Below are 24,446 nucleotides of genomic sequence, written 5' to 3' on the forward strand. Positions count from 1 at the left end.
GATTCGGCAATTAACTGCTGCAATTCGTTCAGTTCGTCGACACGCAATTCTCGAAATTTTCCGACAGGCAAATCCAAAACAATGTTCATGATACGTATGCGTTTGAGCGCAGTAACTTCGTAACCCAAATATTCGCACATGCGCCGAATTTGCCGGTTTAAACCTTGTGTGAGCACAATTTTAAAAACGTATTGACTAATTTGCGTGACTTTACATTTTTTAGTTACCGTATCTAAAATAGGTACGCCGTTGGTCATGCGGCTAATAAAGCGTTCGGTTATGGGTTTGTTTACCGTGACGGTGTATTCTTTTTCGTGGTTGTTTCGCGATCGCAATATTTTATTGACGATATCGCCGTCGTTGGTTAGTAGTAATAATCCTTCGCTGGCTTTGTCGAGTCGGCCAATCGGAAAAATACGTTCGGGATACTTAATGTAATCAATAACGTTGTTGCGCACATTTTGGTTGGTGGTAGTTTCGATGCCCACCGGCTTGTAAAACGCTAAGTACACGTTTTTTTGCTGCAGTTTAATGCTTTTTCCGTCGACATAAACCACATCGGATTCGGCAACTTGGCTTCCGGGTTCGGCTAGGGAATCGTTAATTCGAACGCGACCTTCGGCAACCAGCTTGTCGGCTTCTCTTCGCGAGCAGAAACCGCTTTCGGAAATATATTTATTGATTCGTTTGGTCATTTATGAGGCTTTTAAAAAGCTGAGTAATTGTTGGTAGAGATTCGCATCGTGCAACGAATGACCTAAGTTTTTGGTCGGTACGAAGGTAACATCTTTCCAGTTAGCAATAATTTTTTCGCTTTCGCTGAAGGCAACTACATCGTCGTGAGCGTCGTGCGCAACGAAACCTTTAATTTGCAGCGACTTAACGAAGATTTTACTCGAGAACAACTGTGTTTCTACATTAAATCTCGTTGAAAACGTTTGTGTGAGTCCGCGTACATTTCTCGGACGCAGCGATAAAATGCGGGCGTAATTAGAGATGAGTACATCTAAGTCGGATGGTGCACCTAAAATAGCCGCTTTTTCGACCGTTTCCGGATTGCTTTTGTGCATAGCGTAAATACTTGCCGATCCGCCAATAGAATGCGCGATAAGCTGTTGTATTCCGAATTTCTGAATCATAGCGGCAATGACTTCTGCGTAAAGCGGAACGGTAAACAGCGTACCCGAAGATTTTCCGTGCGCCGGAGCATCGATTGCATAAATATCAAATTGGGCTTTTTTCAGATAGGGGAGGAGTTTCTTCCAACGTTTGCTGTTGCTTTCCCAACCGTGAACCAACAATATTTTCTTGCCGTTTCCTGGAAAGCGGTACACGGCAATATCGTGATCGGCAATGTTGTGTATTTCTTTCTCGGCAGTTTGTAAGACTTTAGGAATTTTTCCGAGCTGAATTTTCCCTTTGCGCGGCGTACAAAAAATCTGGAAAGCTAAAGCATCACTTTTCTTGGGCGCAACTAGGTGCAAGACGTTTAAAAATGCGCCTATAGATTTGGTGAGAATGCGGTACAAAAACGGATGCATATAAAATAACTGCGGTAAAGGTCGGAAATTCTTGTGGTTTTCGGCGGTGTTGTATAAAATACGCGGCTAAATCAGTACGGACGTTTGGACATTACGGATATAATGAAATATCGAACATAAAAAAAAGCCGTTCAAACGAACGGCTTTGTATGCTAAGTGTCTGCTATTACAAGCTTGCAATCAAGGCTTCAATTTTTTCGCGCTCTTCGTTCGCCAAAGCAGCATCTACAAGGATTCTTCCAGAATGCTCGTCGGTGATGATTTTCTTGCGCGCAGCAATTTCCACTTGTGTTTGTGGTGGAATGGTAAAGAACGATCCGGCACTAGCACCACGTTCGATACAAACTACCGCTAAACCGTTGCGAACGCTGTTTCTGATACGGTCGTAAGCAGCGAGCAAACGCGGTTCGATAGCCGCACGAAACTCTTCAGATTTTGCTTGAAGCGCAGTTTCTTCTTTCGAAGTTTCGTTCATGATCGCTTCCAGTTCCGATTTCTTGTGGTTCAAGTGTTCTACTTTCTGTGAAAGTTTCTCTTCCGATTGTTCTACAACTTGCTTTTTGTATTCGATAGAAGCACGCATTTCTTTAATGTGCTTTTCCGCCAATTGAATTTCCAATTCTTGGTATTCAATTTCTTTAGCTAAAGAATTAAACTCGCGGTTGTTGCGAACTGATTCTTGCTGTTTGGTGTATTTTTTGATTGCTTCACGGTGCTCCTCGATAGCGTTTTTGCGCTCTTTAATTTGGTCTTCAATAACATCGAGTTCCGATTTAAGTTTTTCCGTACGCGACTTCAAACCCGCAACTTCGTCTTCTAAATCTTCCACTTCCAAAGGTAATTCACCACGCACGCTGCGGATTTCGTCAATTCGTGAGTCAATTAATTGTAAATCGTAAATCGCTCTTAACTTATCTTCTACAGTCAATTCTTTTGTGCTAGCCATATATTACAGGTAATTTACCGGATTAGTATTCGTATTCGCTAAAATGATTGCAAAATTAGGCAATTTTTCTTTAAGAAAATCAGCGATTTTGTATTTTGTAAATTGCTCGGTTTCGTAATGTCCGCCGTCAACTAAAAGTAGCTGATTTTCAGCGCTAAAGAAGTCGTGATACTTTAAATCGGCCGTAATATATACATCGGCTTTCGCTCTTTTTGCCGCGTGTATTGCCGAACTTCCCGAACCACCAAGTACTGCCACGCGCTTTATCTTCTTATTAATGAAAGCACTGTGACGCAAAACGGGTGTTTTCAAAACACTTTTCGTCAGTTGTAAAAAATCAACTTCGCTAAGTTCGTTTTCTAATTCGCCAATCAATCCCAAACCCGCGTTCGAACTTTCGTTTTCCAATTTGTAAATTTGGTAGGCAACTTCTTCGTACGGATGTGCCTCTTTCAATGCGTTTAAAAGTGCGGCTTCTTGTCCGGCTTCAAAAAGCAATTCCAATCGAACTTCGCTAATCTCAGAACGAGTGCCAATAAAACCAATTACTGGCGTCGCGGCTGCTTCTGGTTTAAACGTTCCTGTTCCGTTGCTTGAAAAACTACATTCGCTGTAATTACTGATGTGGCCACCACCCGCCATAAAAAGCGCATCTTTTACTTGGTTAACATTGGCTACGGGTACGTAGGTAGTTAATTGGCGGAGCTGTTCTTTTTTAGGAACGAGAAACCGACAATTTTGTAAACCCAAGGCTTCGGCCAAGTACGCACTTACGCCCGCCGCATCGTTGTCTAAAGCCGTGTGAATAGCATAGAGTGCAATATCGTTTTTGATCATTTTCAAAACGGCACGTTCCACGTAGTTTTTTCCGGTAATCGACTTCAAACCACCGAAAATAATTGGGTGAAACGCCACAATAAAATTGCAGTTTTTAGCCACAGCTTCATCAACTACTGCTTCCAAAGCATCGTGACAAACCAGAACGCCCGTCACTGTTTGCTGGGTATTTCCCAATAATAAGCCAACGTTGTCGAAATCTTCCGCACGCCGCAATGGAGCAAGGCTTTCCAGCACTTTTAAAATTTCACCTACTTTCATACACTAAAATTTTCGCTAAAGTATCGATATTTGCGCAGCAACGAAACCATTCGCTGTGGGTTACTGCAAACGCCTATGAAATTTCTTCGGTTTCTTCTCTTTCCTTTTGCTGTCATTTACGGTTGGATAACCGCTGTACGCAATTTGCTGTTCGATTTTCAGCTGCTGCGTGGAAAAACGTTTGATGTACCGGTTATCAGCGTTGGAAATTTGTCGGTCGGCGGAACAGGTAAAACACCACATGTCGAATATCTAATTCGCACGTTGAGTGCATCTCATCGTGTAGCTGTTCTCAGCCGCGGTTACAAACGGAAATCGCAAGGTTTTGTGCTCGCTTCGGCCAATTCTACGGTAGCCGACCTAGGTGATGAGCCTTTTCAATACCATTGGAAATTCCCGCAAATTCAAGTGGCCGTTGATGCGAATCGACGTCGGGGAATCGAATTGTTGAGTCGGTGTATTTTCCAACCCGAAATCATTTTGCTCGACGATGCTTTTCAACACCGTTATGTAAAACCGGATATTCAGATTTTACTAAGCACTTTTGAGCAACCTTTTTTTACCGATTTTTTACTGCCTACCGGAAACTTGCGCGAATACCGCAACGGCGCCAAGCGAGCAGATTTGATCATAATTACCAAATGTCCACCGGATTTAAATGTCGAGGTTTTAGCTTCGTATATGTCTGAAATTAAGCGCTATTCGAAAGCCGAAGTTTTTTTCAGTACTGTTGGCTATGCCGAGCAAACGGAAGGCGATTTTCAGCTTAAAACATCGGAACTTCCACAACTTAAAAAAGCGATTTTTACAGGGATTGCACAGCCAAAACCGTTCGTAGCTCAGATTTTAAACCCAACCGATGCTGTGTTTGAATTTGCTGATCATCATAATTTGACGGAGTCGGAACGGGCGATGATTCAAAAAAGTGCCGATTTGGTTGTAACGACCGAGAAAGATTATGTTCGGGTAAAATCGGTTTGGGAAAAGCCGGGTTTGTGTTATTTACCTATTCAGGTGCAGTTCGTAGACGAGGCAAATTTTTTAGCGGCGTTCGAGCGCAAGTTCGCTAATTGCACTGCTATTCCGCGGAAACGTTCATAAACTGGGCGATCGTTTTGTAAAACGTAGTCGGTTCAAATGGTTTTGTAATTACTTCCGACATTCCATATCCCATGAGCATATCGCGATTTTCCAATAAAGAAATTGCCGTTAAAGCAATTATTGGCGTGGTGGAATCGAAATGTCTGATTTGCTCGGTAGCGGTCGTTCCATTCATTCCAGGTAAGTGAACATCCATCAAAACCAAATCAAATTTGCGCTCTTTTAGTATAGAAACTGCATCTTCGCCGGTTTCGACAATTTCGCATAAAATCGATTTCTTTTCCAGCATGCGCTTGGTGATCATTTGGTTGATTTTATTGTCTTCAACTAAAAGAACTTTCTTTTCCATAAGCACACTTTCGTCTACAACTTTTTCGGGTGCTTGCACATTCGATACTTCTTCATAGGTAAAATAGCAAGTAAAACTAAAGGTACTGCCTTTTCCCATTTCACTTTCGACCTTTATTTTTGAACCCATAACGCTTAAAATGCGTTTTACAATGGCCAAGCCCAAACCAGTTCCGCCGTACTTGCGATTGATTTCGTTACTGCCTTGTGTAAAGCTATCAAATACGGTGTCGATTTTATCTTTTGGAATTCCAATTCCCGTATCGCTGATGATAAATTCTATCGATACCCGATCTTTATCAAACGCACCAACACGCGCAAGTAGTTTGACACTTCCGTTAGAAGTAAACTTCAAAGAGTTATTAAGTAAATTCAATAACACCTGTGATAACTTGGTGCGGTCACCAAATGTTCGAGTGGGAATACTATCGTCTATTTCTAAGATTAATTCGTTTCGGTGCTCTTTCGCTAATTCCTGAATAGAGCTAACCAAGTCTTGCAAAAGAACACGGATGTCGAAATAACATTCATCCAACTCTAAGGTATTCGATTCAATTCGTGTGATTTCGAGAATTTCATTTATGTAATTCAGCAGGTGATTCGCGCTGAATTTCAACGAATTCAAATACTCTAGTTGATGTGCTTCCGGTTTTTCAGATAACAGCAAGTGCGTTAATCCGGTGATGGCGTGCAAAGGCGTTCGCAGCTCATGACTAACTGTCGATAAAAACTCAGATCGAACTGCCGAGGCTTTTTCTGCGCGCTCTTTAGCGATTTGCAGTTCTTGGTTTTTCTCTTTCAAGGCCTGATTACTTTGCTTTCGAATGCGGTTATTTCGGTACAGCGACATACATAGCAACGACAAAATCGCAACCGATGAAAAGCTCAAGATGTTTATTAGCTTAGAAAATCGCTCTCCTGCATGATCTAAAGAAACGTCGGCCTTGATATTGGCATTAATACCCTGTTCTTTTGTCGGTTCGTTTAATGATGAGAATAAAATAGGCTTTACAGAAAAGCTAGGCTGGATAGCACACACGTAGCCGTTACACAGCAATAGTGCAACTACGAGAACTAAAGATTTATATCTGAGAAAACCTTGCAAAATTTTTAAGTTACTGTTCAAAAGTAGCATTATTTTTTGGCTATATGCCGCAAAAGGTCAATTATTCTCGACGAATAACCTGTTTCGTTGTCGTACCAACCTACAATTTTGACCATTCGATCGATGACCGAGGTTAGTTGCGCATCAAACAAACACGAATTTCGGTTTCCCAAAATATCTACCGAAACAATTGGATCTTCGGTGTAAGCAAGGATTCCTTTATACCTGTTTTCTGCTGCAAATCGGAACGCCGCATTAATTTCTGAAACACTGGTTTCCCGACTCACATAGCAAGTAATATCGGTTAACGAACCGTCGGGAACCGGAACGCGTATACCGCCTCCGCCCATTTTATTAGATAAATTTGGAAAAATACGCGTAAGCGCTTTTGCTGCTCCGGTTGTGGTTGGCACAATCGACTGTGATGCCGCTCGTGCTCTCCGCAAATCTTTATGTGGCTGATCGTGCAAGCTCTGGTCAGTAGTGTAGGAGTGAACCGTTGTAATGTACGCCTGCTCAATACCGCACAATTCGGCGATAATTTTCAACATAGGTGCCGCATTATTTGTCGTACAACTCGCATTAGAAATCAGTTTTTCACTGCCGTCTAAAACCGCTTCGTTTACGCCTAAAACCACCATTTTTATCGCTTCCGTTTCCGATGGAGCTGCTAAAATTACTTTCTTCACACCTGTTTTCAAATGCTGCGAAAGCTCGTCGACGGTTTTAAACTTTCCGGAACTTTCAATAACGTAATCCACCGAGTGCCGATCCCAGGTAATGTCGGCCGGATTGCCGTGTTGCGAATACTTAATCTGATGCTGATTCAGTTTAAAACCCTCAGCCGTTGCTTCTATTTCATCCGCTAAAATACCGTGAATGCTGTCGTACTTCAACAAATGAAGCATCGTACTTTTGTCGGCAACGTCGTTTATAGCAACTACTTCAATGTCGGTTTCTCGCGCCAATAAACGTAATAAAGTGCGTCCAATGCGGCCAAAACCGTTAATGCCAACTCTAATTTTTGCCACTTATAAAATGTGCTTTTGTGCTTTATACGACGAGCGAACCAAGGCACCGCTTTCAACGTGTCTAAATCCTAAGCTGTAGCCGTATTCTTCGTATTTTTTAAACTGCTCAGGTGTGATAAATTCTTTCACAGGCAGGTGTTTTTTACTCGGCTGCAAGTATTGGCCAATCGTTACTACGTCAACATCGTTGGCACGTAAATCGCGCATGGTTTCCATAACTTCGGCCTCAGTTTCTCCCAAACCAAGCATAATTCCGCTTTTTGTTCGGTTAATTCCGTTGGCTTTCAAATATTTTAAAACGGCTAATGAACGATCGTATTTCGCCTGAATACGTACTTCACGTGTTAGTCGGCGTACCGTTTCCATATTGTGCGATACCACTTCTGGATTGGCTGCAACAATGCGGTCAAGCTGACGCTCGTTTCCTTGAAAATCGGGGATAAGCGTTTCTAAAGTGGTTCCCGGACTCATACGTCGGATGGCAGCCACCGTTTCTTCCCAAATGATCGATCCACCGTCTTTTAAATCGTCGCGATCTACGCTAGTTATAACCGCGTGTTTGATATTCATGATTTTAATAGAGCGCGCAACTTTTTCAGGTTCTTCCCAATCAACGGTTTCGGGTCTGCCTGTTTTCACGCCACAAAAACCACACGAACGCGTACAAATATTGCCGAGAATCATAAACGTTGCCGTTCCTTCTCCCCAACATTCGCCCATATTCGGGCAACTTCCCGAGGTGCAAATCGTGTTTAATTTATATTGATCTACCAAACCGCGTAATTCGGTGTATTTTTTTCCGATCGGCAGTTTCACCTTTAGCCATTTTGGCTTGGCTTGCGTAGTGTTTTGTTGTTCTAAAACCGTCTCCATAGTTTCAAATTACGAGGTAAAGATACGTTTAAAATCTTGTTTTTTGTGGGCGGCAATTCCCGCTTTTCACTTCAAGTACGCAAAAGAAATATGCGCGTTCACTCGGCGCACAACGGGCTTCCTGCGGTCGCCGTTTTGCTTCGGTTCACGCAGCAAATTGCTTTTTGCGCGCTTTCCGTTGCAATCGGAGCCGCAAAAGCGTTACAACACAGTCTTATCCGATTCTTCTGCTTCTTTCCTGTCGTAGTGTTCCCGAATCTCAACGGGCTTAGCACCACCGTGCATACGCATTTGTAACACGTCAACCAAAAGCGAAAACGCCATGGCAAAATAGATGTATCCCTTCGGAATTTCCACACCGCAACCTTCCGCTACAAGCGAAAATCCGATCAACAAAAGAAAGGCCAACGCCAACATTTTAAACGCCGGATGCTTGTTTACGAAATTACTGATAGGTTCGGCAGCAAACATCATTATGGCAACTGTTACAATAACTGCAACATACATAACCCACACTTCGCGAACCATTCCAATAGCTGTTATGATCGAATCAATCGAGAAAACCATGTCCATAATTAAAATCTGAACCAATACTTTTCCAAAGGTTACCGCCGCTGTTTTTACGGTTTGATCGCCGCTAACACCTTCCATTTTATGATGAATTTCAGTTGCGCTTTTGTACAACAAAAACAAACCTCCCGCAACTAAAATCAGGTCTTTACCCGAGAATCCTTTTTCAAAAACATGAAACAAAGGTTCTTCGAGTTTGAGAATAATGCCAATAATCAGCAGTAAACCAATTCGCAAAATTCCGGCAAGAATTAATCCCAATCGGCGCGCTTTTTTCTGTTCGCTGGCAGGTAATCTGTTGGCTAAAATACTGATAAAGATTACGTTGTCTATTCCTAGAACAACCTCTAAGGCAATTAAGCTGAGTAACGAAATAAGTAACTCGTATTCCATAAGTTTTGTTAGTTTGTGCGCAAATTTAGTTGCTGTTTAAGCTTTGTTGTATCTTGTTTAGGGTACTTTAACAAATTTTATTCTGTTACCTTTGGCCGCTTAAAATACAAGCAGATTTAATTCGAAACCATGGAAGTAAAAGATACCAACGGAACCTTGTTACAAGACGGCGACACAGTTACCGTTATTAAAGATTTAAAAGTGAAAGGTAGTTCGGCAGTCATAAAGCGCGGAACAGTTGTTAAAAACATTCGCTTAACCGACGACGCCGCAGAGATCGACTGTCGAGTGAACAAAGTTGCCTTAGTTTTACGTACCGAGTTTGTGAAAAAAGCCTAATGCAATCCGCTTTATCAATAATTTAAATCTTTCAAATCACAAATCGATTACAAGAAAACACATTTGGTAAATCTGCTTCAGCACAGTTGTTTCAACTCAATTTCTGTGCTAATATTCGCCTTCGTTGGCAATGATTTCAGCCAGTAATTTCTTTGCGCGAAGCAATTTAATTTTCACGTTATTAAGTGGTTCATTGGTTTTGTTCGCAATTTCTTGATACGACAATTCTTGGAAGTACCGCATTTGAATTACTTGCTGGTAATGCGGTTTGAGCTGCTTGATTTGTCGAAGCAAGTTCGATAAATTTTGTTCTGTAATGAGCACATCTTCCGCGGATGGTGTATCGTCGATAACGCCATATGCCAATTCTTCATCGCCTAAATTGTGAATTTCATGCAAAGCTTTTCGCTTGCGAATCAGGTCAATGTGTACATTCTTGGCGATGGCAATCAGCCAGGTATTGAACTTAAACTCGGGGTTGTAGGTTTTTAGCTTATCGAACGCTTTAGCAAATGTTTCAATAGTAATATCTTCTGCATCTGTTTCGTTTTCAGTTCGTTTCAGCATAAAACCGTAAACTTCATTCCAGTACCTGTCGAGCAAGTGCGTAAAAGCCGTTTGATCGCCTGCAATAGCTAATTGTATGTACTGATTTATTTCCACTGAACTGGTTTTGAAAACGTATTGGCAATGAAGATACACAATTGTGTGAAAACCAATGCTATTTCAAGAATTGGATAAAAATACATCGTATCTTTTTCCTGTAGTTTTCCAGCTGTGAAACCTAAACACAACCACGTTGAGAGGTATCGTAAACCAATTAGCGACACTACGATAATCCATTCAAATTGGGCAATAAGCAATACGGTTGCCAATACTGGAAAAGCTAGTTGTGTAGCATAAAAAATAGATAGCTGTATCCGATCGAATGCTTTGTAATAGTTTGCAGTTGTCGAATGCCTGCGCTTTTGGCGAAACCAAGTTCCAAAAGTTGTCTTCGGTTCGCTGATGGTAAATGCATGTGGTGCATCGGCATAGGTCGTATTTTTCTTGGTGGCTACTTGATTCACAAATAAATCGTCGTCGCCCGAACGCAATTTTAAATGATCTCTAAATCCATCTACTTTGAAGAACTCCTCGCGCTTATAGGCTAAATTTCGGCCAACTCCCATGTACGGTTTTCCGGCTAAAGTCCATCCAAAATATTGAACGGCAGCTAACAAGGTTTCGTATCGAATTAGTTTATTCAAAAATGAATTGGGTATTTTTCGGTATTTTCCATAGCCTAAAACAATGGTTTTTTGCATGGTAAACTGTCCGGCCATTTCCTTTAACCACTGATTTGACGCCGGAACGCAATCGGCATCAATAAAAAGTAAATATTCTTTTGTGGCTGCTTTTATTCCTAATGTCAGTGCAAATTTCTTGTTGCCCCAAAAAGCTTCGTTATTAACTACTTTAACGATCTTAATCAAGGGGTATTGCGCCTGAAACTGTTCAAAGACCTCTAAAGTATCATCGCTAGAAGCATCGTCAATCAAAACAATTTCAAAATCGTGATACTCTTGCGCAGCTAAAAGTGGAATGAGTCGTTCAACGTTTTTCTCTTCATTCTTAGCGCAAACTAAAACCGAAACACCAATTTTTTTTGGCGTTCCGCTGCGAACGGGTTTAAAGCTAAATTTCGCAAAAACAGCCCAATAATAAAGGAGTTGCAGCACAACCACAACGGCAAAAACACAAAGTAAAATGGCATACATAGCTAGCTGTTCAGTTTTGTCGGCGGCAAAGGTACAAAGCTGCGTTCGATTAAAAAATTTTGTCGGATTTCAGTCAGCTACTTCTCAAAGAAATGCATACCAAAGCACGAAACTCTCGCACAATTTACCTTAAACCGATTCGGGAACTAAATTAACTTCGGGTTCAATAGCTATATCAAACGTATCAAAAACCACTTGTTTGACTTCCAAGGCTAATTGGTACAACTCAGGTCCGCTCGCCGAACCGTAATTTACAAGTACCAACGCTTGTTTTTCATGCACTCCTGCGTCTCCGCGACGAAATCCTTTGTAACCGGACTTTTCGATCAGATATCCCGCGGGTACTTTTACTGTTCCATCTTCGAGTAAGTAATATTTGATATCGGGATGTTTGGCCAGTACTTCCGCAAATTTATCGGCACTAATAATCGGATTTTTGAAAAAACTACCGCTGTTGCCCAATACTTTTGGATCGGGAAGTTTCGATTGGCGGATTTTAATCACCGCACGACTTACATCTATCGGCCTAGGTTCGCTGATGCCGGCATTTTCCAATTCTTGCAAGATATCGCCGTAATTCAAATGTAACTGGTGGTTTCGTTTTGTGAGTTTGAATACAACTGCGGTAATGATGTACATACCTTTTAGCGCTCCTTTGAAAATGCTTTCGCGATACGCAAATTGGCAATCGTCGGTATGGAAAGTTTTAAATTCTGCTGTTTTTCGGTGCAAAGCTTCGCAATACACCATCACGTCTTTGATTTCTACGCCGTAGGCACCAATGTTCTGCATCGGTGCAGTTCCCGTGTTTCCGGGAATGAGCGATAAATTTTCCAATCCGCCGTAGCCATTTTCCAAACTGTACACCACCAATTCGTGCCAATTCTGTCCGGCTTGCGCTTTTATCCAAACAAAATCGTCGTCTTCATCTAGAATTTCAATTCCCGAAAAATTAACTCGCACTACCGGAATTTCAATATCGCGACTCAACAATATATTACTGCCTCCGTTTAATACAAAGTAGTTGCTGTCTTTTAATTCTTCGACAATTTCTACCAGCTCAGACAAAGTGTTTGCCGTGTAAAGTTCTTGAGCTGTTACATCAATTCCAAAGGTGTTGAACGGCTTTAGCGATACGTTTTTGTCGGGCGTCATATAAATTCAATTGGTGCGTCGGTGATTATGCTGCCAAATTTCGCGTTATAGATTTTATGCCACAAGTGAAAAACCAATAAAGGTGTTATTACCGCAGTATATTGGTTCGGATTTTTGAAAAACTCATTCACCAAACGGTTCTTGTCAATATTTTTGAAGTAAGGCAACTCGAAAATCGGACTTTTTCGAAGCGCTTCTACGTCGTTTCGCAAGGCATCTATTTGGGTTAAATACTTGGTGTAGGGCGCACTTAATCCAACTTTTCTGAAATCGGTTACTTCTTTTGGCAAACGTTTCATCAACGATTGTTTCTGTACATATTTACCTTTTTTTCCAGTGAACAACCAACGATCGGCTAATTTTCCAGCGCCGATGATCAGTTTGTGATCGAGAAATGGTTCCCGACATTCAATCGATGCTCCCATGGTACAACGGTCGTTTCGATCAAGTAACGATGCCAGGTACGTATGCTGATCAAAGTACAGCGCCTGTCTTTGTAAATTATTGGGATACAATTGTTTCGCTTCTGCCAAAATTTGATAACGATAAGCGTTTTCAGGCTCGGAAGCCAAATTGTACTGCTTTTTTAAATCGTTTGGGTATAAGTTACTGCCGTTATAGATAACGCGAGCATCGTTTGAGCTTATTTGAGAATAGCGGTAAAGTTTATCCCACCTTTTCGAACTACGGAAAAATTCTAAGGCACCGCTTACTCGAGCCGCATGAATTAAATTTGGATAGGCGAGCGGTTTGTAGCGCACATAACCGCCAAACAATTCGTCGGCACCTTCACCCGAAAGCAATACTTTCACATTCGATTTCGCCAAACCTGCTAAAGCTAGCAGATGCGGTTCGCTCAAATGCGTAAGCGGTTCGTCTTGTAAATAGATGGATTGCAGTAAATTGCCGTAAAAATCGCTGCCGTTAATTTCCAACTCATGGTGTTTGAAACCAAACTGGTTCGATACTTTGCGAGCTAACTGCGATTCGTCGTGTTCGGCTTCTTCGAAAGCAACATTAAAGGTATTGATGTTTTTAAACTGCTGTTGAAATAAGGAAGCCGCCACAGCCGTAGAATCGAGTCCACCGCTAAGCATTAAACCTACAGGAACGTCGCTAACCATGCGTAATGCCACCGATTCGTCGAAAGTTTCTGTAAACCAAGCTACTGGGTCATTGATTTGAGACGACTTTGCAATTTCTTCACCCAAATTCCACCATCGAGTTTCGCTACTGTAGCCTTGTGCGCTGATTTTTACAAAATGACCAGGTAACACTTTTTTGATGTTTGCAAAAAGCGTGCTTGTCCCCGCAGCGAAGCGATTAAAAAAGTATTCTTTGATACTTTCGGTAGCTAACACAATCGGAATGTCGGCACTAAAAAGCGCTTTTTGTTCACTTGCAAACAGGTACGTATTTCCGTGCTTGGTGTAATAGAGCGGCTTTACACCCATGCGATCGCGAACAAGCGTGAGGCTGCGCTCTTGCGTATCGTAAACGGCAAAAGCAAACATGCCGCGTAAGCGAGGTAAAATGGCAGTTCCATATTTGCTGTAGCATTCAACTAAAACTTCAGTATCTGAATTTGATTTTAATTGAAAACCGTCGGCGCGAAGCTCGTCGGCTAATTCTTTGAAATTGTAGATTTCACCGTTATACGTAATTACAAAACGCCCATTTGCGGATGTAAATGGTTGATGCGCCGCCGACGATAGGTCGAGTATGGATAAGCGTCGGTGACCGAATCCGCAATTCGAAGCGGTGTAATAACCGTAGTCGTCCGGACCGCGATGCTCCAATGCAAGCGTCATTTTTTCAAGAAGCGCTCTTTCTGTAAAGAGGTTATCTTTAATTTTAAATATTCCGGTTATTCCACACATGTTGTTTTTGGTCGATTAGTTTGTGATAGCGCGCTGCGATCATCTTCATATTTACGTGATAATTCGCATTTTGGACTACAAATTCTCTATTTTTTTGGGTGGCTTCAAGGATTTTATCTCCGTTTTCCCCGATCCATAATAGCGAATCTGCTAGTTTCTGTGGGGATGCAGAAACGAGCAATCCGTTTTCTAAATCAGTTATAAATGATTGGTTTCCGGGTATATTGCTTACCACTGGAAAACAGCCTGCAGCCATGGCTTCAAAAAGCGAAGCTGAAACGCCCTCGGTTTCCGGCATTGATATATAAATCGGGTGTTCCGACAGTAATTTCGGTAATGCTGTATTGGGAATGCGGCCTGTGAAAACAACCTCTTTGCTAATGTTTAGCTCGCGAGCAAGGGATTCCAACTGTTCTTTCTGCGCACCGTCACCAATTATAGTTAGTTGAAAATCAACATTTCTTTGCTTTATTATTCCAAACGCCTTTAACACTAAATCGTGTCGATATTCTGGAAGTAAGCTTCGTGTTACAATGCACTTTAATTTCGCTTCTGATTTAGGAAAGCGCGTAAAATAAAAACGGTCGGTGTCAATTCCTTTGGGTAAAACCAACACTTTATCCATATCTACACCCGCTGCCTTCATCGAATGCGTCATAACAATACCCCAAGCATGAATCAAATCCGCTTTTTTGAATGCATAGCTCTGTATGGCTTTTTTTAACGGATAAAGAACCGAATTTTCAGGCCATAAGTCGGTTCGTCCTTGTTGAGCAATCACGCAGGGTTTTACTTGCGAAAGCGCAGCTAGAAATCCGTAACTAGTTGTTCGTTCTGCAATTACCATATCCGGACGTTCTTCTCGAATAATGCGCTTTATCTTCGGTAAACAAAATAAATACTCGAACATCCGCTGCGTTCGATCTTTAAAACTGTAGCCGCCTTGTCCCAATTCCCAAGTCACGAATTCAAAATCGCCATAGGTTTCGAGTCCGCGCATCCAAGTTTGGGCGTCGGCACGGTACACTTCACCTAAAAATAAAATCTTTCTTTTCATTAGTCGGCAACGTCGAAAGCGCGATTTAAAAAGTCGTTTAAAGGTTTTATTATTTTGAAATTTGCGACAACATCAGAAATGAAATTGCTCTTAAATAAATCTTCGAACGGGATATCGCGCTGCACGATAAAACTCTTTAATTGCAAGTGTTTGATGGCAGGATGATTTTTTTCGAAATCTTTTGGAGCTGTTTTTAATGTGTGCTCGTCGCGTTGTAAATCTCCGAAAGCAGCCTTAAACTTTTTTTCCGAAAGTATTTCCTGTAGATCGTCGTAAAAGAAGGCTATTTCTGTGCGGATTTTCTTTAAATCTTTGGCCTCGGGCATGTAAATTCCTCCGGCGAGAAAACTTCCTTTGGGATCAAGGTGTAAATAATATCCGGCTTTCGGATTGTTGGAATGCGCGGGCGAAATCCAAAAGCCCATATGTGTTTTATAAGGCGATTTATCTTTGGAGAATCGAATGTCGCGATTGATGCGAAAAACCACTTTTTTAGCTTCTACATCGGCCATTCCTAAATCGAATTCTTGGACGCCTGACAGTAATTCTTGTGCCAATTCCAAATAGTGTTTTCGATATTTTTGGTAGCTATCTTGCTTACTTTGAAACCAATCGCGGTTGTTGTTTTCGGCCAGATCCTTTAAAAATGCTATCGCTTCTTGCTGTATCATTTTGTTTTTTCTTCAAATTGAGCTGTTGTGAATGAACCTATTTCTGCCCACTTTTGTTCGCCAGCCTCGTAAAATTGCAAGTACGGAAGTGTAGTTACGTTAAATTCTCTAGCAAGTATTTTATTTGCTTCTACGTCTAATCGCAACACTTGTACTTCTGGATGCGCTTTTTCAAAAGCTTCAACCTCGGGTTTCATTTTAATGCAAGGCGCACACCACGAGGCCGAAAATACAACCAAAGTCTTTTTTTGCGCGCGTAATTTTGATTGAAAATCGCTCACAGACATTCCTTTCTGATTTTCTGGAATGGGTAATTGTGCTTGGTTTTGATACGCACTGTAGCCTCCTTTTAGTTCGTAAACGTTCTTAAAGCCGTTTGAAACCAAAGCCGCCGCCGCCTTTTTGCTTCTTCCTCCACTCAAACAAAAAACGAGTACAGGTTTTTCTTTGTCGAGTTGTTGTACTTCTTTATTGAAATCGGCACCATTCCAATCGATATTTTTCGATTTGGAAATCGTTCCGTTTTTGAATTCTCCGGGAGTACGTACGTCTAATAGTTGTGCGTCTTTATGCAGCGCAAGTTTTTGAAATTCAGTTACATCTACTTGTTTGAAGTCGGTCGTTTGTCCTTGACACGAGGAACCGATTAACAGTAAAATAGCGTATGAAATTAGATGCATTATTCTCATAGTACGAAGGTAAAAGAATATAAATTACAGATTAAAGATTTTGTTCGAAATTCCAGCAGCTGTAAGTACTTTCAGCGTTCGGTCTTCGTGGGTATCGGTCACGAAAATCTGTCCGAAGCTACTTTTTGCCACCAGATCGATAATGTATTGGACGCGGAATTCGTCGAGTTTGTCAAAAATATCGTCGAATAAGAATATAGGTTTTTTCCCAATTTTTTGATGCAGCATGGTAAATTGTGCCAGCTTTAATGCAATAAGAAACGACTTTTGTTGTCCTTGCGAGCCAAACTTTTTGATGTTGTGTTTGTTGAGTTTGAATTCGAAATCGTCGCGATGGGTACCAACCGTTGTAAATTGAAGTACGCGATCTTTGGACAAACTTTCGTGAAGTAAATCCAGAAATCCGCCAACACTTAAATCCGATTTATAAGAAATTTCGGCATTCTCAGCCTGTCCCGAAATGGCTGCATAGTATTCTTGAAACAGCGCGTTGAAAGGTTCGATAAATGCTAAACGCCGTTCGAAAATTAGTTGTGCTTCTCGATCGAGTTGCGCATTGTAGATTTGGAGTGTATCGTTGTCGAAAGTCAGATTTTTAGCAAAGAACTTTAGCAAGGCGTTTCGTTGCGCCAAAATGCGTTGGTATTGAATTACGGCTTGCAGGTAGAGTGGGTCGGTGGAAGCAAGAATGGTGTCCACAAATTTTCGTCTGTTTTCACTTCCTTCAGTAATTAAATCGCGATCGGCGGGCGAAATTAGAACGGCAGGTACGAAACCTAAATGTTCCGAAAACTTCTCATAAGCCTTGCCGTTTCGCTTGAGCACTTTTTTTTGTCCGCGTTTTAGGCTGCAAATCAATTGTTCGTTTTTATTGTCAACGTTGTATTTGCCGTCGATTACAAAGAAGTCGGCATCATGACGAATATTCTGAACAGCCAACGGATTAAAATAGCTTTTACCGTAGCTCAAGTGATAAATGGCGTCGAGGACATTGGTTTTTCCGATGCCATTTTTTCCTACAATGGCGTTTAAACCTGCATCAAACTCGAACGATGCTTCTTCAAAATTCTTATAATTTAGCAAATGTAGCTCTTGTAGTACCATAAAAAATTTTCGCCGAAAGGCCTCTGCAGAAAACCAAATCGCGGCTGCGGCAGAAAGGTATTTAATAAATCGAAAAATTGGGCTTTTTGGTTTGACAAAAAATTATATTTTTGCACCTCACAAATTTAGAACAATTACGAATGGCAACATACAATAAAAGAGGTTATAAGGCACCGAAACCAAAAGAGGAGAAAGAGCAAGTTGAGGTAATTGAAGATATCAATATCGACGAAAGCCAAAGTACAACCGCTGGTGTTTTTAATACTTTAGACGAAACTGCTTCAAAAACAGAAGCTTTTGTTGCTAAAAATCAGAATATTATCTTAGGTGTTATCGGAGCCGTAACTTTAGCGGTTGTTGGTTACTTTGCCTACACAAAATTTATTGTAGAGCCTAAGGAAGAAGATGCGGGAAGCCAAATGTATTTAGCTCAGCAAAACTTTACTAAAGCACTTGATGGAACTAAGAGCGATTCGCTTTTTAAATTAGCACTAAACGGCAGCGAAGGTAAATTTGGTTTCGTTAAAATAGCCGACGAATACAGCGGAACCGACGCTGGAAACATGGCGAACTACTACGCTGGTATGGCTTATTTGAATTTGAAAGAATTCGACAAGGCTATTTCGTATTTGGAAAAGTTCCAAGGTAAAGATCGCTTTCTTTCGATTTTAGCTGCTGGTGCGATTGGTGACGCTTACGCTGAAAAAAATCAACTTCAACAAGCTTTAGATCAATATGTGAAAGCGTCTGAAATGGAGCAAAACGATTTTACTACACCGCGTTTCTTGTTCAAAGCAGGTAAAGCAGCTTTAGCTTTAGGTAAGAAAGCCGAGGCATTGAAATTTTTCACGTCGATTAAAGAATCGTACGAGAATACTCCAGAAGGACAGCAAGCAGACACGTTTATTGGTCTAGCTCAATAAATAAAAATTTATGGCGACAGCAAATACCAATCTGTCGAACTACGATAAAGCTTCAATCCCAAACGCGAATGATTTTCGGTTTGGGATTGTTGTTTCAGAGTGGAACGATACCGTTACTGAAGGACTATACGCGGGTGCCGTTCAAGCCCTAACCGACTGTGGTGCGCAACCGCAAAACATTGTGCGCTGGGATGTTCCCGGAAGTTTCGAATTGATTTACGGCGCTAAGAAAATGCTTGAAATTGAAAAGCCCGACGCGCTTATAGTTATCGGTTGCGTGATTAAAGGCGAAACCATGCATTTCGAGTTTGTTTGTGAAGGAGTTACTCAAGGAATTAAAGACCTTAATATTTTAAGTGATACGCCAGTTATTTTTTGTGTCCTGACGGATAATTCCATGCAGCAATCTCTTGATAGAAGCGGCGGGAAGCACGGAAATAAAGGTGTAGAAGCTGCCATTACGGCAATCAAAATGGCCGAACTTCGCCGTAAGGCTAATCAGAAATCTTCCACAAAAAAAGTAGGATTTACCGCTACGCCAAACTTGGAAGCTGCTGTTCCAAAAATTGATACAAAATAGGGCAAAGGAAGTCGAAAAAGTATAGCATTCTTCGATTCGCTTTAGTTATCTTTACGTTTCATTAGTTTTTTGAAATGTCCAGTATTATACAATTACTTCCCGATCATGTTGCCAATCAGATAGCTGCCGGAGAAGTGGTACAAAGACCGGCTTCTGTTGTAAAAGAATTACTGGAAAATGCTGTTGACGCACAAGCTACCGAAATTAAATTATTGATCAAAGAAGCTGGAAAAGCTCTCGTGCAAGTAATTGATAACGGAATTGGAATGTCGGTTACCGATGCCCGAATGTGCTTTGAACGTCATGCTACCAGCAAAATCCGATTGGCCGAAGACTTATTTCAATTAAATACCAAAGGTTTCCGTGGCGAAGCCCTAGCTTCTATTGCCGCAATTGCACATGTTGAATTGAAAACGCGACAAAATAACGACCAATTAGGAACTCAAATCGTTATCGAAGGTAGTAAAATCGTTTCGCAGCAACCTACAGTTACACCTCAGGGAACGAGCATTGCCGTTAAAAACCTTTTTTTCAACATACCCGCGCGACGCAATTTCCTCAAATCAGATGTTGTTGAAAATAAACATATTATAGACGAATTTCAACGCGTTGTACTCGCACATCCTAATATTCATTTTTTCTTGTACGTGAATGGGAGCGAAGTGTATAATCTGCCCGCAGGGAATTTACGTCAACGGATTGTGGCTGTTTTTTCAGGAAAGATGAACGAGCGTATTTTGCCGCTGCAAGAACATACCGAAGTTGTAGGTATTAACGGCTTTATCGGAAAACCTGAGTTTGCCAAGAAATCGCGTACAGAACAGTTTTTGTTTGTAAACGATCGTTTCATCAAAAGCGGATATTTGCATCATGCCATCATGGGCGGTTTTGAAGGGCTGATTCGCGAAGGGATGCAACCTTCGTATTTTATCTATCTGCAAATCGATCCGAAACACCTCGATATCAATATTCATCCTACAAAAACAGAAATAAAATTCGACGACGAGCACACGATCTACGCCATATTGCGTTCGGCCGTGAAGCACTGTTTAGGTCAGTTTAAAGTAGCGCCCGCACTCGATTTTGAGAAAGATCCGAGTCTGGAAACTCCGTATGAATTGTATGGAAAGGAAGTTAGTATACCCACAATTCAAGTAGATCCGAATTTCAATCCGTTCGGCGAAGCACCCAAACAACAGCGCGGAACTTCATCGTACTACAAAGGACCAGAACCCGCTTGGAAAGCCTTGTACACCGATTTGCCCAATGATTTGCCCGTTATTGAAGCAGAATTTGTTCCCTCACAAACCAACTTGTTTGAAAATACCCGAGTGGAGACCGAATTTGCTCAAGTACAACAGTTGTTCAACAAATACGTGCTTGCAAAAACAGCTAATGGCTTGTTAATTGTCGACCAAAATAAAGCACATCAGCGTATCTTGTACGAAGATTTCTTAAAAAATATTACCGTAACAAAAGGCTTTTCGCAACAGTTGCTTTTTCCTATTGAAATGCATTTAAGCGGTCCAAAAAAAATGCTATTCGAAGACATGAAAGACGCTTTGTATCACATCGGTTTTCAATTTGATACAACAAATTCCGACGGAGTAGTTTCTATTTTGGGAATTCCGCCACTTATTCAAGAATCGGATGCAGAAGATGTTATCAATCAGTTAATTACCGTTATTTCAGAAGGAAGCGTTTCGGATGCGTTCGATTTAAATGATAAAATAGCAAAGAGTTTGGCAATGAGTGTTGCCGTTCGAAACGGACAGTCATTATCGCAATCGGAGTTAGAATCCTTACTACAACGCCTTTTTTCTTGTATGGATTCAACCGTATCGCCCTTTGGAAAACCCATTCAATACACTTTTACTCAGGAAGAGTTAGACCGTAAATTCACATTATGATACAAATTACCGAAACCGTTAAGCATTTGCTTATCATCAATGTAATTCTATTTGTAGGTCGGTTTTTTGTTCCGGCTTTAAACGACCTCCTTGCACTGCACAGTTTTTACGACAATCGTTTTCAATGGTGGCAATTGGTGACGCATATTTTTATGCACGGCGGTATTTTTCACATTTTGTTCAACATGTTTGCCCTAGTTTCATTTGGTTCAGTGATGGAGCAATTTTGGGGAAGTAAAAAGTTTTTGTTTTTTTATTTTTCATGTGGAGTTGCTGGTGCCTTGGTGCAAGGTGGAGTTAATTTCTTTGAAGTTACTCAGGTAATTACTAGTATGCAGGAGCTCGGATTGAATGTAAACCAAATTCGAAGTGTTTTAAATGTACAGTTTTTATCGGGTAACTATTATGACGGCAGTTTATTTGAAGAAGGTATGCGACAAGTATTGGGAACAGATTATTATAAAATTCAACAAGCCGATATAAATTTACTGTTTTCAACCGCTATCGATGTTCAAACACCAATGGTTGGTGCTTCGGGCGCTATTTACGGGTTAATGGTGGCTTTTGCTTTTCTGTTTCCCGAAGCCCGTCTGGCCATGTTATTCTTACCGGTTCCTATCGCGGCAAAGTATTTTGTGCCTGGGATTGTTGCGATTGATTTATATCTAGCTTTAAAAGGAAGTTCTTTGTTTGGGTTTGGCAACATCGCCCACTTCGCGCACTTAGGCGGAGCAGCCATGGGATTTTTGATTATGTGGTATTGGAAACGAACTCAGTTTAACAAAAACAGATGGAACTAATATGAGCACCATTCTAAATGACTTAAAATGGCAATATCGAAGCGGCGGAATTGTACTGCAACTGATTATTTTAAATGTCGCTTTGTATTTAATACCGGAGGTTTTATTTACGATTCTGAAAATTTTAGGGCTGTCGATCGATTATCTTTCTTGGGTAAACGTATGCTCCGATCCTTCAAACCTGCTGTATAAACCTTGGTCTTTACTTACGTACGCATTTTTTCACGCAGGTTTCTTTCATCTGCTCTTTAATATGCTTATCCTGAATTTTTCGGGACGTTTGTTTTTAACGTATTTTAAGGAAGCCCAACTGTTGTCTATATATCTCGCTGCTGCCATTTTCGCCGGACTTATCTTTATTCTTGCCTACAATTTAATTCCGGTTTTGCAATACCATACAGTTCCATTGGTAGGTGCTTCGGGAGCAATCATGGCCATTGTTCTCGCAACGGCAACTTATAATCCGCTAATGGAAGTGCGACTTTTACTAATCGGAAACGTAAAATTGTGGCACATTGCTCTGGTTTTGGTATGTCTGGATATCATTCAATTGTTTACATCGAACACGGGCGGCCGGTTCGCTCACTTAGCAGGCGCTCTAATGGGGTATTTGTACATGAAGAATCTGCAAAACGGCGGAAATTTCTTCAATCTTTTCGATCGATTAGCAAATTTTTGCCTGGGTATAAAGCAAGCTAAAAAGCCTGCTAAAATGCGCACAGTTCACCGTCAAACTGCTTCTAAACCAACAAATAAACCCGTAAAAGATTCTCAACAACAACGTGTCGACGAGATTTTGGACAAGATCAGTAAATCGGGCTACGACAGTTTATCGACCGAAGAAAAAGAGTTTTTGTTTCGCGTCGGACAAAATCAATAGTTCTCAAACCAAAGCTTGTTGCTATATTTGAAGTATGGCAAAATTGTCTTGGTTTAATAAGGTGGTCTTTTTCTTTAATTGGTTGCTGGCGGCAGCTACTATTATTGCTTACCTATTGCCACGAATTGCGCCAAGTTTGTATCCCGTTCTTGCTGCATTAACGCTGTTTCTACCAGCTTTGCTTATTGGAAACGGCTTGTTTCTTATTTTTTGGGCAATTCAACTGAAAAGACAAGCAGCACTTTCATTAATTGTCTTGCTCATCGGCATCACCTTCGTCAATAAATTTTATGGTTTCCGATCGAATACCAATCACGAAAAACAAGCCAATGAGGTAAAAATTGTTTCTTACAATGTTCGGTTATTCAATAAATTTCGTTGGTCCGACAAGCGTGCGGTGCCGTTGGAAATCTCGGATTTTGTCAAAGAACAGAACCCAGATATTCTATGTATACAGGAATTTAGTGCCAATGCCGATTTCCATACCGAGCAATTTCCATACAAATACACCACTTTACGTCATAAGAAGATAAAAACCGGACAAGCCATTTTTTCCAAATATAAAATCATCAATAGCGGTGTGGTCAGTTTTCCAAATTCTGATGCAGAAGCCATATTTGCAGACGTATTAATTAAAGCAGATACCGTGCGCGTGTATAATATGCATTTAGAGTCGGTTCGGATAACGCCAAGCGTCAATAAAATTAACAACGACATTAACGAACTCGATCAGTCTAAGTCGGAGTTTATGCTGCGTCGAATCGGTAGAGCGTTCCGCAAGCAGCAAAATCAGGCCGAAATGCTGCGTTTACATCGTGCCGACATTCGATTTAGGACGATTGTTTGCGGCGATATGAATAACTCGGCGTTTTCATACGTGTATCGACAAATTAAGGGCGATTTAAACGACACTTTCGTGGAAGCAGGATCAGGTCTGGGAAAAACGTACGACTTTAAATATTATCCGGCACGAATTGATTACATACTTGCCGATAAACGTTTCGAGGTAAAAGATTTTGATACGTTTAACGAAATTCAAGACAGCGATCATTTTCCGATAGCAGCTGTACTAGCTTTTACAAATTAAGCGTTTGGCGTTTCAGATACTCGCCCGCTTTTCTTCCTTCATTAAAAAGTAAATCAAGGATACTCAAATTGTTCAAAAATCCGTGTTTTTCTATGAAAACCTGATGATACGATTCAAATTCGTGCGTGTCTTTTTTTCTATTTGCCAGTTCACGACCGTTTGTTTGCAATGGATTTTTAAAGAATTCCGTTGTTTTTGTATACGATTTGTTCACCTGCAAACACTTCAACACAAGGTCGATCGTATGGAACTGCAAGTCGGTGAGGAATTCGTATTTTTTATTGTATAAATCCGTGAAGAAATCCTCGTAAAATTCAAAGTAGGGTGAGCTGCGATAGGCTGTTTCAAGCGATTTAAAGTGCTGCTTGCGCCAATCTTCGGCATATTCGATGCGCATGTCGCGCGTTTTTTGGTGCAACTGTTTTTTGTGAATAACTGGTACGTTCAAAAGCTGCAAGCCATTCGGACTGTAAATAAAGGCCCGATTTCTGTTGGTTTGCTTTTGGAAGTTATCGTCGAATTCAAAAAACACTTCTTCATTTTGCACCAGTGCAGCGTATTCGGAAATGGAGCCGAAATAGGAAGGAATCAACAGTATTGCCATA

24 protein-coding genes and 1 pseudogene are annotated in these 24,446 nt (G+C 41.0%); 8 read left to right on the forward strand and 17 right to left on the reverse strand.

Annotated elements, in window-relative coordinates; genetic code table 11:
- The 4 genes from rluF to ACOVQQ_RS05635 form a co-directional block, all read right to left on the reverse strand.
- On the reverse strand, positions 1 to 695 hold a 695-nt coding region (rluF, locus tag ACOVQQ_RS05620), incomplete at its 3' end, for a 23S rRNA pseudouridine(2604) synthase RluF (RefSeq protein WP_421817328.1).
- Positions 696 to 1,541, reverse strand: coding sequence for an alpha/beta fold hydrolase (locus tag ACOVQQ_RS05625; RefSeq protein ID WP_421817329.1), 846 nt, complete (start codon positions 1,539 to 1,541; stop codon positions 696 to 698).
- Positions 1,542 to 1,707: 166 nt separating this feature from the next.
- Positions 1,708 to 2,487 carry a zinc ribbon domain-containing protein gene (locus tag ACOVQQ_RS05630; protein ID WP_421817330.1) on the reverse strand — a complete coding sequence of 260 codons (780 nt, stop codon included), beginning with the start codon at positions 2,485 to 2,487 and terminating at the stop codon, positions 1,708 to 1,710.
- A 3-nt stretch (positions 2,488 to 2,490) separates the two neighbouring features.
- Positions 2,491 to 3,585: a Nif3-like dinuclear metal center hexameric protein gene (locus ACOVQQ_RS05635; RefSeq protein WP_421817331.1), complete on the reverse strand. Its 1,095-nt coding sequence runs from the start codon at positions 3,583 to 3,585 to the stop codon at positions 2,491 to 2,493.
- 75 nt (positions 3,586 to 3,660) lie between these two features.
- Here ACOVQQ_RS05635 and lpxK point away from each other — a divergent pair, with 75 nt between their 5' ends.
- Complete coding sequence (gene lpxK, locus ACOVQQ_RS05640) at positions 3,661 to 4,686, forward strand: tetraacyldisaccharide 4'-kinase (protein ID WP_421817332.1); 1,026 nt, start codon at positions 3,661 to 3,663, stop codon at positions 4,684 to 4,686.
- Here lpxK and ACOVQQ_RS05645 read toward each other — a convergent pair.
- The 4 genes from ACOVQQ_RS05645 to ACOVQQ_RS05660 all read right to left on the reverse strand — a co-directional run bounded on the left by ACOVQQ_RS05645 (position 4,664) and on the right by ACOVQQ_RS05660 (position 9,006).
- Positions 4,664 to 6,169: an ATP-binding protein gene (locus ACOVQQ_RS05645; RefSeq protein ID WP_421817333.1), complete on the reverse strand. Its 1,506-nt coding sequence runs from the start codon at positions 6,167 to 6,169 to the stop codon at positions 4,664 to 4,666. The two genes, lpxK and ACOVQQ_RS05645, sit on opposite strands and share 23 nt — an antisense overlap.
- Positions 6,169 to 7,170 (reverse strand): type I glyceraldehyde-3-phosphate dehydrogenase, encoded by a 1,002-nt coding sequence (gene gap, locus ACOVQQ_RS05650; protein WP_421817334.1) that lies wholly within the window; start codon positions 7,168 to 7,170, stop codon positions 6,169 to 6,171. The genes ACOVQQ_RS05645 and gap overlap by 1 nt, the downstream gene beginning before the upstream one ends.
- Positions 7,171 to 8,043, reverse strand: a complete 873-nt coding sequence (gene lipA / locus ACOVQQ_RS05655) for a lipoyl synthase (protein ID WP_094487488.1) — start codon at positions 8,041 to 8,043, stop codon at positions 7,171 to 7,173.
- Between the two features lie 201 nt (positions 8,044 to 8,244).
- The gene (locus tag ACOVQQ_RS05660; protein WP_421817335.1) at positions 8,245 to 9,006 is read right to left on the reverse strand and encodes a TerC family protein; all 762 of its coding nucleotides are present in this window, start codon (positions 9,004 to 9,006) and stop codon (positions 8,245 to 8,247) included.
- Between the two features lie 138 nt (positions 9,007 to 9,144).
- On the opposite strand from ACOVQQ_RS05660, the pseudogene ACOVQQ_RS05665 reads away from it, so the two are divergent.
- Positions 9,145 to 9,345, forward strand: a pseudogene (locus ACOVQQ_RS05665) (alkylphosphonate utilization protein); the annotation flags it as partial.
- A 108-nt stretch (positions 9,346 to 9,453) separates the two neighbouring features.
- Here the strand turns inward: ACOVQQ_RS05665 and ACOVQQ_RS05670 are convergent.
- The 8 genes from ACOVQQ_RS05670 to recF all read right to left on the reverse strand — a co-directional run bounded on the left by ACOVQQ_RS05670 (position 9,454) and on the right by recF (position 17,661).
- A complete protein-coding gene (locus tag ACOVQQ_RS05670) occupies positions 9,454 to 10,008 on the reverse strand; it encodes an RNA polymerase sigma factor (protein WP_094487485.1) in 555 nt (184 codons plus the stop codon).
- On the reverse strand, positions 9,999 to 11,105 hold the full coding sequence (locus ACOVQQ_RS05675; protein WP_421817336.1) for a glycosyltransferase: 1,107 nt from the start codon (positions 11,103 to 11,105) through the stop codon (positions 9,999 to 10,001). Before ACOVQQ_RS05675 ends, ACOVQQ_RS05670 begins: the two co-directional genes overlap by 10 nt.
- Before the next feature lie 129 nt (positions 11,106 to 11,234).
- Positions 11,235 to 12,260, reverse strand: coding sequence for a UDP-N-acetylmuramate dehydrogenase (gene murB, locus ACOVQQ_RS05680; RefSeq protein ID WP_421817337.1), 1,026 nt, complete (start codon positions 12,258 to 12,260; stop codon positions 11,235 to 11,237).
- Positions 12,257 to 14,140 carry an asparagine synthase (glutamine-hydrolyzing) gene (gene asnB / locus ACOVQQ_RS05685; RefSeq protein ID WP_421817338.1) on the reverse strand — a complete coding sequence of 628 codons (1,884 nt, stop codon included), beginning with the start codon at positions 14,138 to 14,140 and terminating at the stop codon, positions 12,257 to 12,259. Before asnB ends, murB begins: the two co-directional genes overlap by 4 nt.
- Positions 14,115 to 15,197: a glycosyltransferase family 4 protein gene (locus ACOVQQ_RS05690; protein WP_421817339.1), complete on the reverse strand. Its 1,083-nt coding sequence runs from the start codon at positions 15,195 to 15,197 to the stop codon at positions 14,115 to 14,117. The genes asnB and ACOVQQ_RS05690 overlap by 26 nt, the downstream gene beginning before the upstream one ends.
- Entirely contained in the window at positions 15,197 to 15,868 is a 672-nt protein-coding gene (locus ACOVQQ_RS05695; protein WP_421817340.1) for a DUF2461 domain-containing protein, read from the reverse strand. The genes ACOVQQ_RS05690 and ACOVQQ_RS05695 overlap by 1 nt, the downstream gene beginning before the upstream one ends.
- Positions 15,865 to 16,557 (reverse strand): rhodanese-like domain-containing protein, encoded by a 693-nt coding sequence (locus tag ACOVQQ_RS05700; RefSeq protein WP_421817341.1) that lies wholly within the window; start codon positions 16,555 to 16,557, stop codon positions 15,865 to 15,867. The genes ACOVQQ_RS05695 and ACOVQQ_RS05700 overlap by 4 nt, the downstream gene beginning before the upstream one ends.
- Positions 16,558 to 16,581: 24 nt before the next feature.
- Positions 16,582 to 17,661 (reverse strand): DNA replication/repair protein RecF, encoded by a 1,080-nt coding sequence (gene recF / locus ACOVQQ_RS05705; protein WP_421817342.1) that lies wholly within the window; start codon positions 17,659 to 17,661, stop codon positions 16,582 to 16,584.
- Positions 17,662 to 17,801: 140 nt separating this feature from the next.
- On the opposite strand from recF, the gene ACOVQQ_RS05710 reads away from it, so the two are divergent.
- The 6 genes from ACOVQQ_RS05710 to ACOVQQ_RS05735 all read left to right on the forward strand — a co-directional run bounded on the left by ACOVQQ_RS05710 (position 17,802) and on the right by ACOVQQ_RS05735 (position 23,841).
- Positions 17,802 to 18,584, forward strand: coding sequence for a tetratricopeptide repeat protein (locus tag ACOVQQ_RS05710; protein WP_094487477.1), 783 nt, complete (start codon positions 17,802 to 17,804; stop codon positions 18,582 to 18,584).
- 10 nt (positions 18,585 to 18,594) lie between these two features.
- Positions 18,595 to 19,164 carry a 6,7-dimethyl-8-ribityllumazine synthase gene (gene ribH / locus ACOVQQ_RS05715; protein ID WP_094487476.1) on the forward strand — a complete coding sequence of 190 codons (570 nt, stop codon included), beginning with the start codon at positions 18,595 to 18,597 and terminating at the stop codon, positions 19,162 to 19,164.
- A gap of 74 nt (positions 19,165 to 19,238) precedes the next feature.
- A complete protein-coding gene (mutL, locus tag ACOVQQ_RS05720) occupies positions 19,239 to 21,074 on the forward strand; it encodes a DNA mismatch repair endonuclease MutL (protein WP_421817343.1) in 1,836 nt (611 codons plus the stop codon).
- A complete protein-coding gene (locus ACOVQQ_RS05725; RefSeq protein ID WP_421817344.1) occupies positions 21,071 to 21,874 on the forward strand; it encodes a rhomboid family intramembrane serine protease in 804 nt (267 codons plus the stop codon). The genes mutL and ACOVQQ_RS05725 overlap by 4 nt, the downstream gene beginning before the upstream one ends.
- A gap of 1 nt (position 21,875) precedes the next feature.
- The gene (locus ACOVQQ_RS05730; RefSeq protein ID WP_421817345.1) at positions 21,876 to 22,754 is read left to right on the forward strand and encodes a rhomboid family intramembrane serine protease; all 879 of its coding nucleotides are present in this window, start codon (positions 21,876 to 21,878) and stop codon (positions 22,752 to 22,754) included.
- 34 nt (positions 22,755 to 22,788) lie between these two features.
- Entirely contained in the window at positions 22,789 to 23,841 is a 1,053-nt protein-coding gene (locus tag ACOVQQ_RS05735) for an endonuclease/exonuclease/phosphatase family protein (protein WP_421817346.1), read from the forward strand.
- On the opposite strand, the gene ACOVQQ_RS05740 is transcribed toward ACOVQQ_RS05735, so the two are convergent.
- Positions 23,831 to 24,445 (reverse strand): WbqC family protein, encoded by a 615-nt coding sequence (locus ACOVQQ_RS05740; protein WP_421817347.1) that lies wholly within the window; start codon positions 24,443 to 24,445, stop codon positions 23,831 to 23,833. The two genes, ACOVQQ_RS05735 and ACOVQQ_RS05740, sit on opposite strands and share 11 nt — an antisense overlap.
- Position 24,446 lies beyond the last annotated feature (1 nt).

This window comes from Flavobacterium sp. (assembly GCF_049240005.1).
Classification (GTDB): domain Bacteria; phylum Bacteroidota; class Bacteroidia; order Flavobacteriales; family Flavobacteriaceae; genus Flavobacterium.

Excerpts from the sequence above, each read along its gene's own strand:
- ribH (WP_094487476.1), top strand. The coding sequence starts at position 18,595 with ATGGCGACAGCAAATACCAATCTGTCGAACTACGATAAAGCTTCAATC.
- murB (WP_421817337.1), bottom strand. The coding sequence starts at position 12,260 with ATGACGCCCGACAAAAACGTATCGCTAAAGCCGTTCAACACCTTTGGA.
- ACOVQQ_RS05700 (WP_421817341.1), bottom strand. The coding sequence starts at position 16,557 with ATGAGAATAATGCATCTAATTTCATACGCTATTTTACTGTTAATCGGT.
- ACOVQQ_RS05645 (WP_421817333.1), bottom strand. The coding sequence starts at position 6,169 with ATGCTACTTTTGAACAGTAACTTAAAAATTTTGCAAGGTTTTCTCAGA.
- recF (WP_421817342.1), bottom strand. The coding sequence starts at position 17,661 with ATGGTACTACAAGAGCTACATTTGCTAAATTATAAGAATTTTGAAGAA.
- ACOVQQ_RS05690 (WP_421817339.1), bottom strand. The coding sequence starts at position 15,197 with ATGAAAAGAAAGATTTTATTTTTAGGTGAAGTGTACCGTGCCGACGCC.
- ACOVQQ_RS05630 (WP_421817330.1), bottom strand. The coding sequence starts at position 2,487 with ATGGCTAGCACAAAAGAATTGACTGTAGAAGATAAGTTAAGAGCGATT.
- ACOVQQ_RS05625 (WP_421817329.1), bottom strand. The coding sequence starts at position 1,541 with ATGCATCCGTTTTTGTACCGCATTCTCACCAAATCTATAGGCGCATTT.
- asnB (WP_421817338.1), bottom strand. The coding sequence starts at position 14,140 with ATGTGTGGAATAACCGGAATATTTAAAATTAAAGATAACCTCTTTACA.
- ACOVQQ_RS05695 (WP_421817340.1), bottom strand. The coding sequence starts at position 15,868 with ATGATACAGCAAGAAGCGATAGCATTTTTAAAGGATCTGGCCGAAAAC.
- ACOVQQ_RS05710 (WP_094487477.1), top strand. The coding sequence starts at position 17,802 with ATGGCAACATACAATAAAAGAGGTTATAAGGCACCGAAACCAAAAGAG.
- ACOVQQ_RS05740 (WP_421817347.1), bottom strand. The coding sequence starts at position 24,445 with ATGGCAATACTGTTGATTCCTTCCTATTTCGGCTCCATTTCCGAATAC.
- ACOVQQ_RS05660 (WP_421817335.1), bottom strand. The coding sequence starts at position 9,006 with ATGGAATACGAGTTACTTATTTCGTTACTCAGCTTAATTGCCTTAGAG.
- lipA (WP_094487488.1), bottom strand. The coding sequence starts at position 8,043 with ATGGAGACGGTTTTAGAACAACAAAACACTACGCAAGCCAAGCCAAAA.
- ACOVQQ_RS05725 (WP_421817344.1), top strand. The coding sequence starts at position 21,071 with ATGATACAAATTACCGAAACCGTTAAGCATTTGCTTATCATCAATGTA.
- ACOVQQ_RS05735 (WP_421817346.1), top strand. The coding sequence starts at position 22,789 with ATGGCAAAATTGTCTTGGTTTAATAAGGTGGTCTTTTTCTTTAATTGG.
- ACOVQQ_RS05730 (WP_421817345.1), top strand. The coding sequence starts at position 21,876 with ATGAGCACCATTCTAAATGACTTAAAATGGCAATATCGAAGCGGCGGA.
- lpxK (WP_421817332.1), top strand. The coding sequence starts at position 3,661 with ATGAAATTTCTTCGGTTTCTTCTCTTTCCTTTTGCTGTCATTTACGGT.
- ACOVQQ_RS05635 (WP_421817331.1), bottom strand. The coding sequence starts at position 3,585 with ATGAAAGTAGGTGAAATTTTAAAAGTGCTGGAAAGCCTTGCTCCATTG.
- mutL (WP_421817343.1), top strand. The coding sequence starts at position 19,239 with ATGTCCAGTATTATACAATTACTTCCCGATCATGTTGCCAATCAGATA.
- ACOVQQ_RS05675 (WP_421817336.1), bottom strand. The coding sequence starts at position 11,105 with ATGTATGCCATTTTACTTTGTGTTTTTGCCGTTGTGGTTGTGCTGCAA.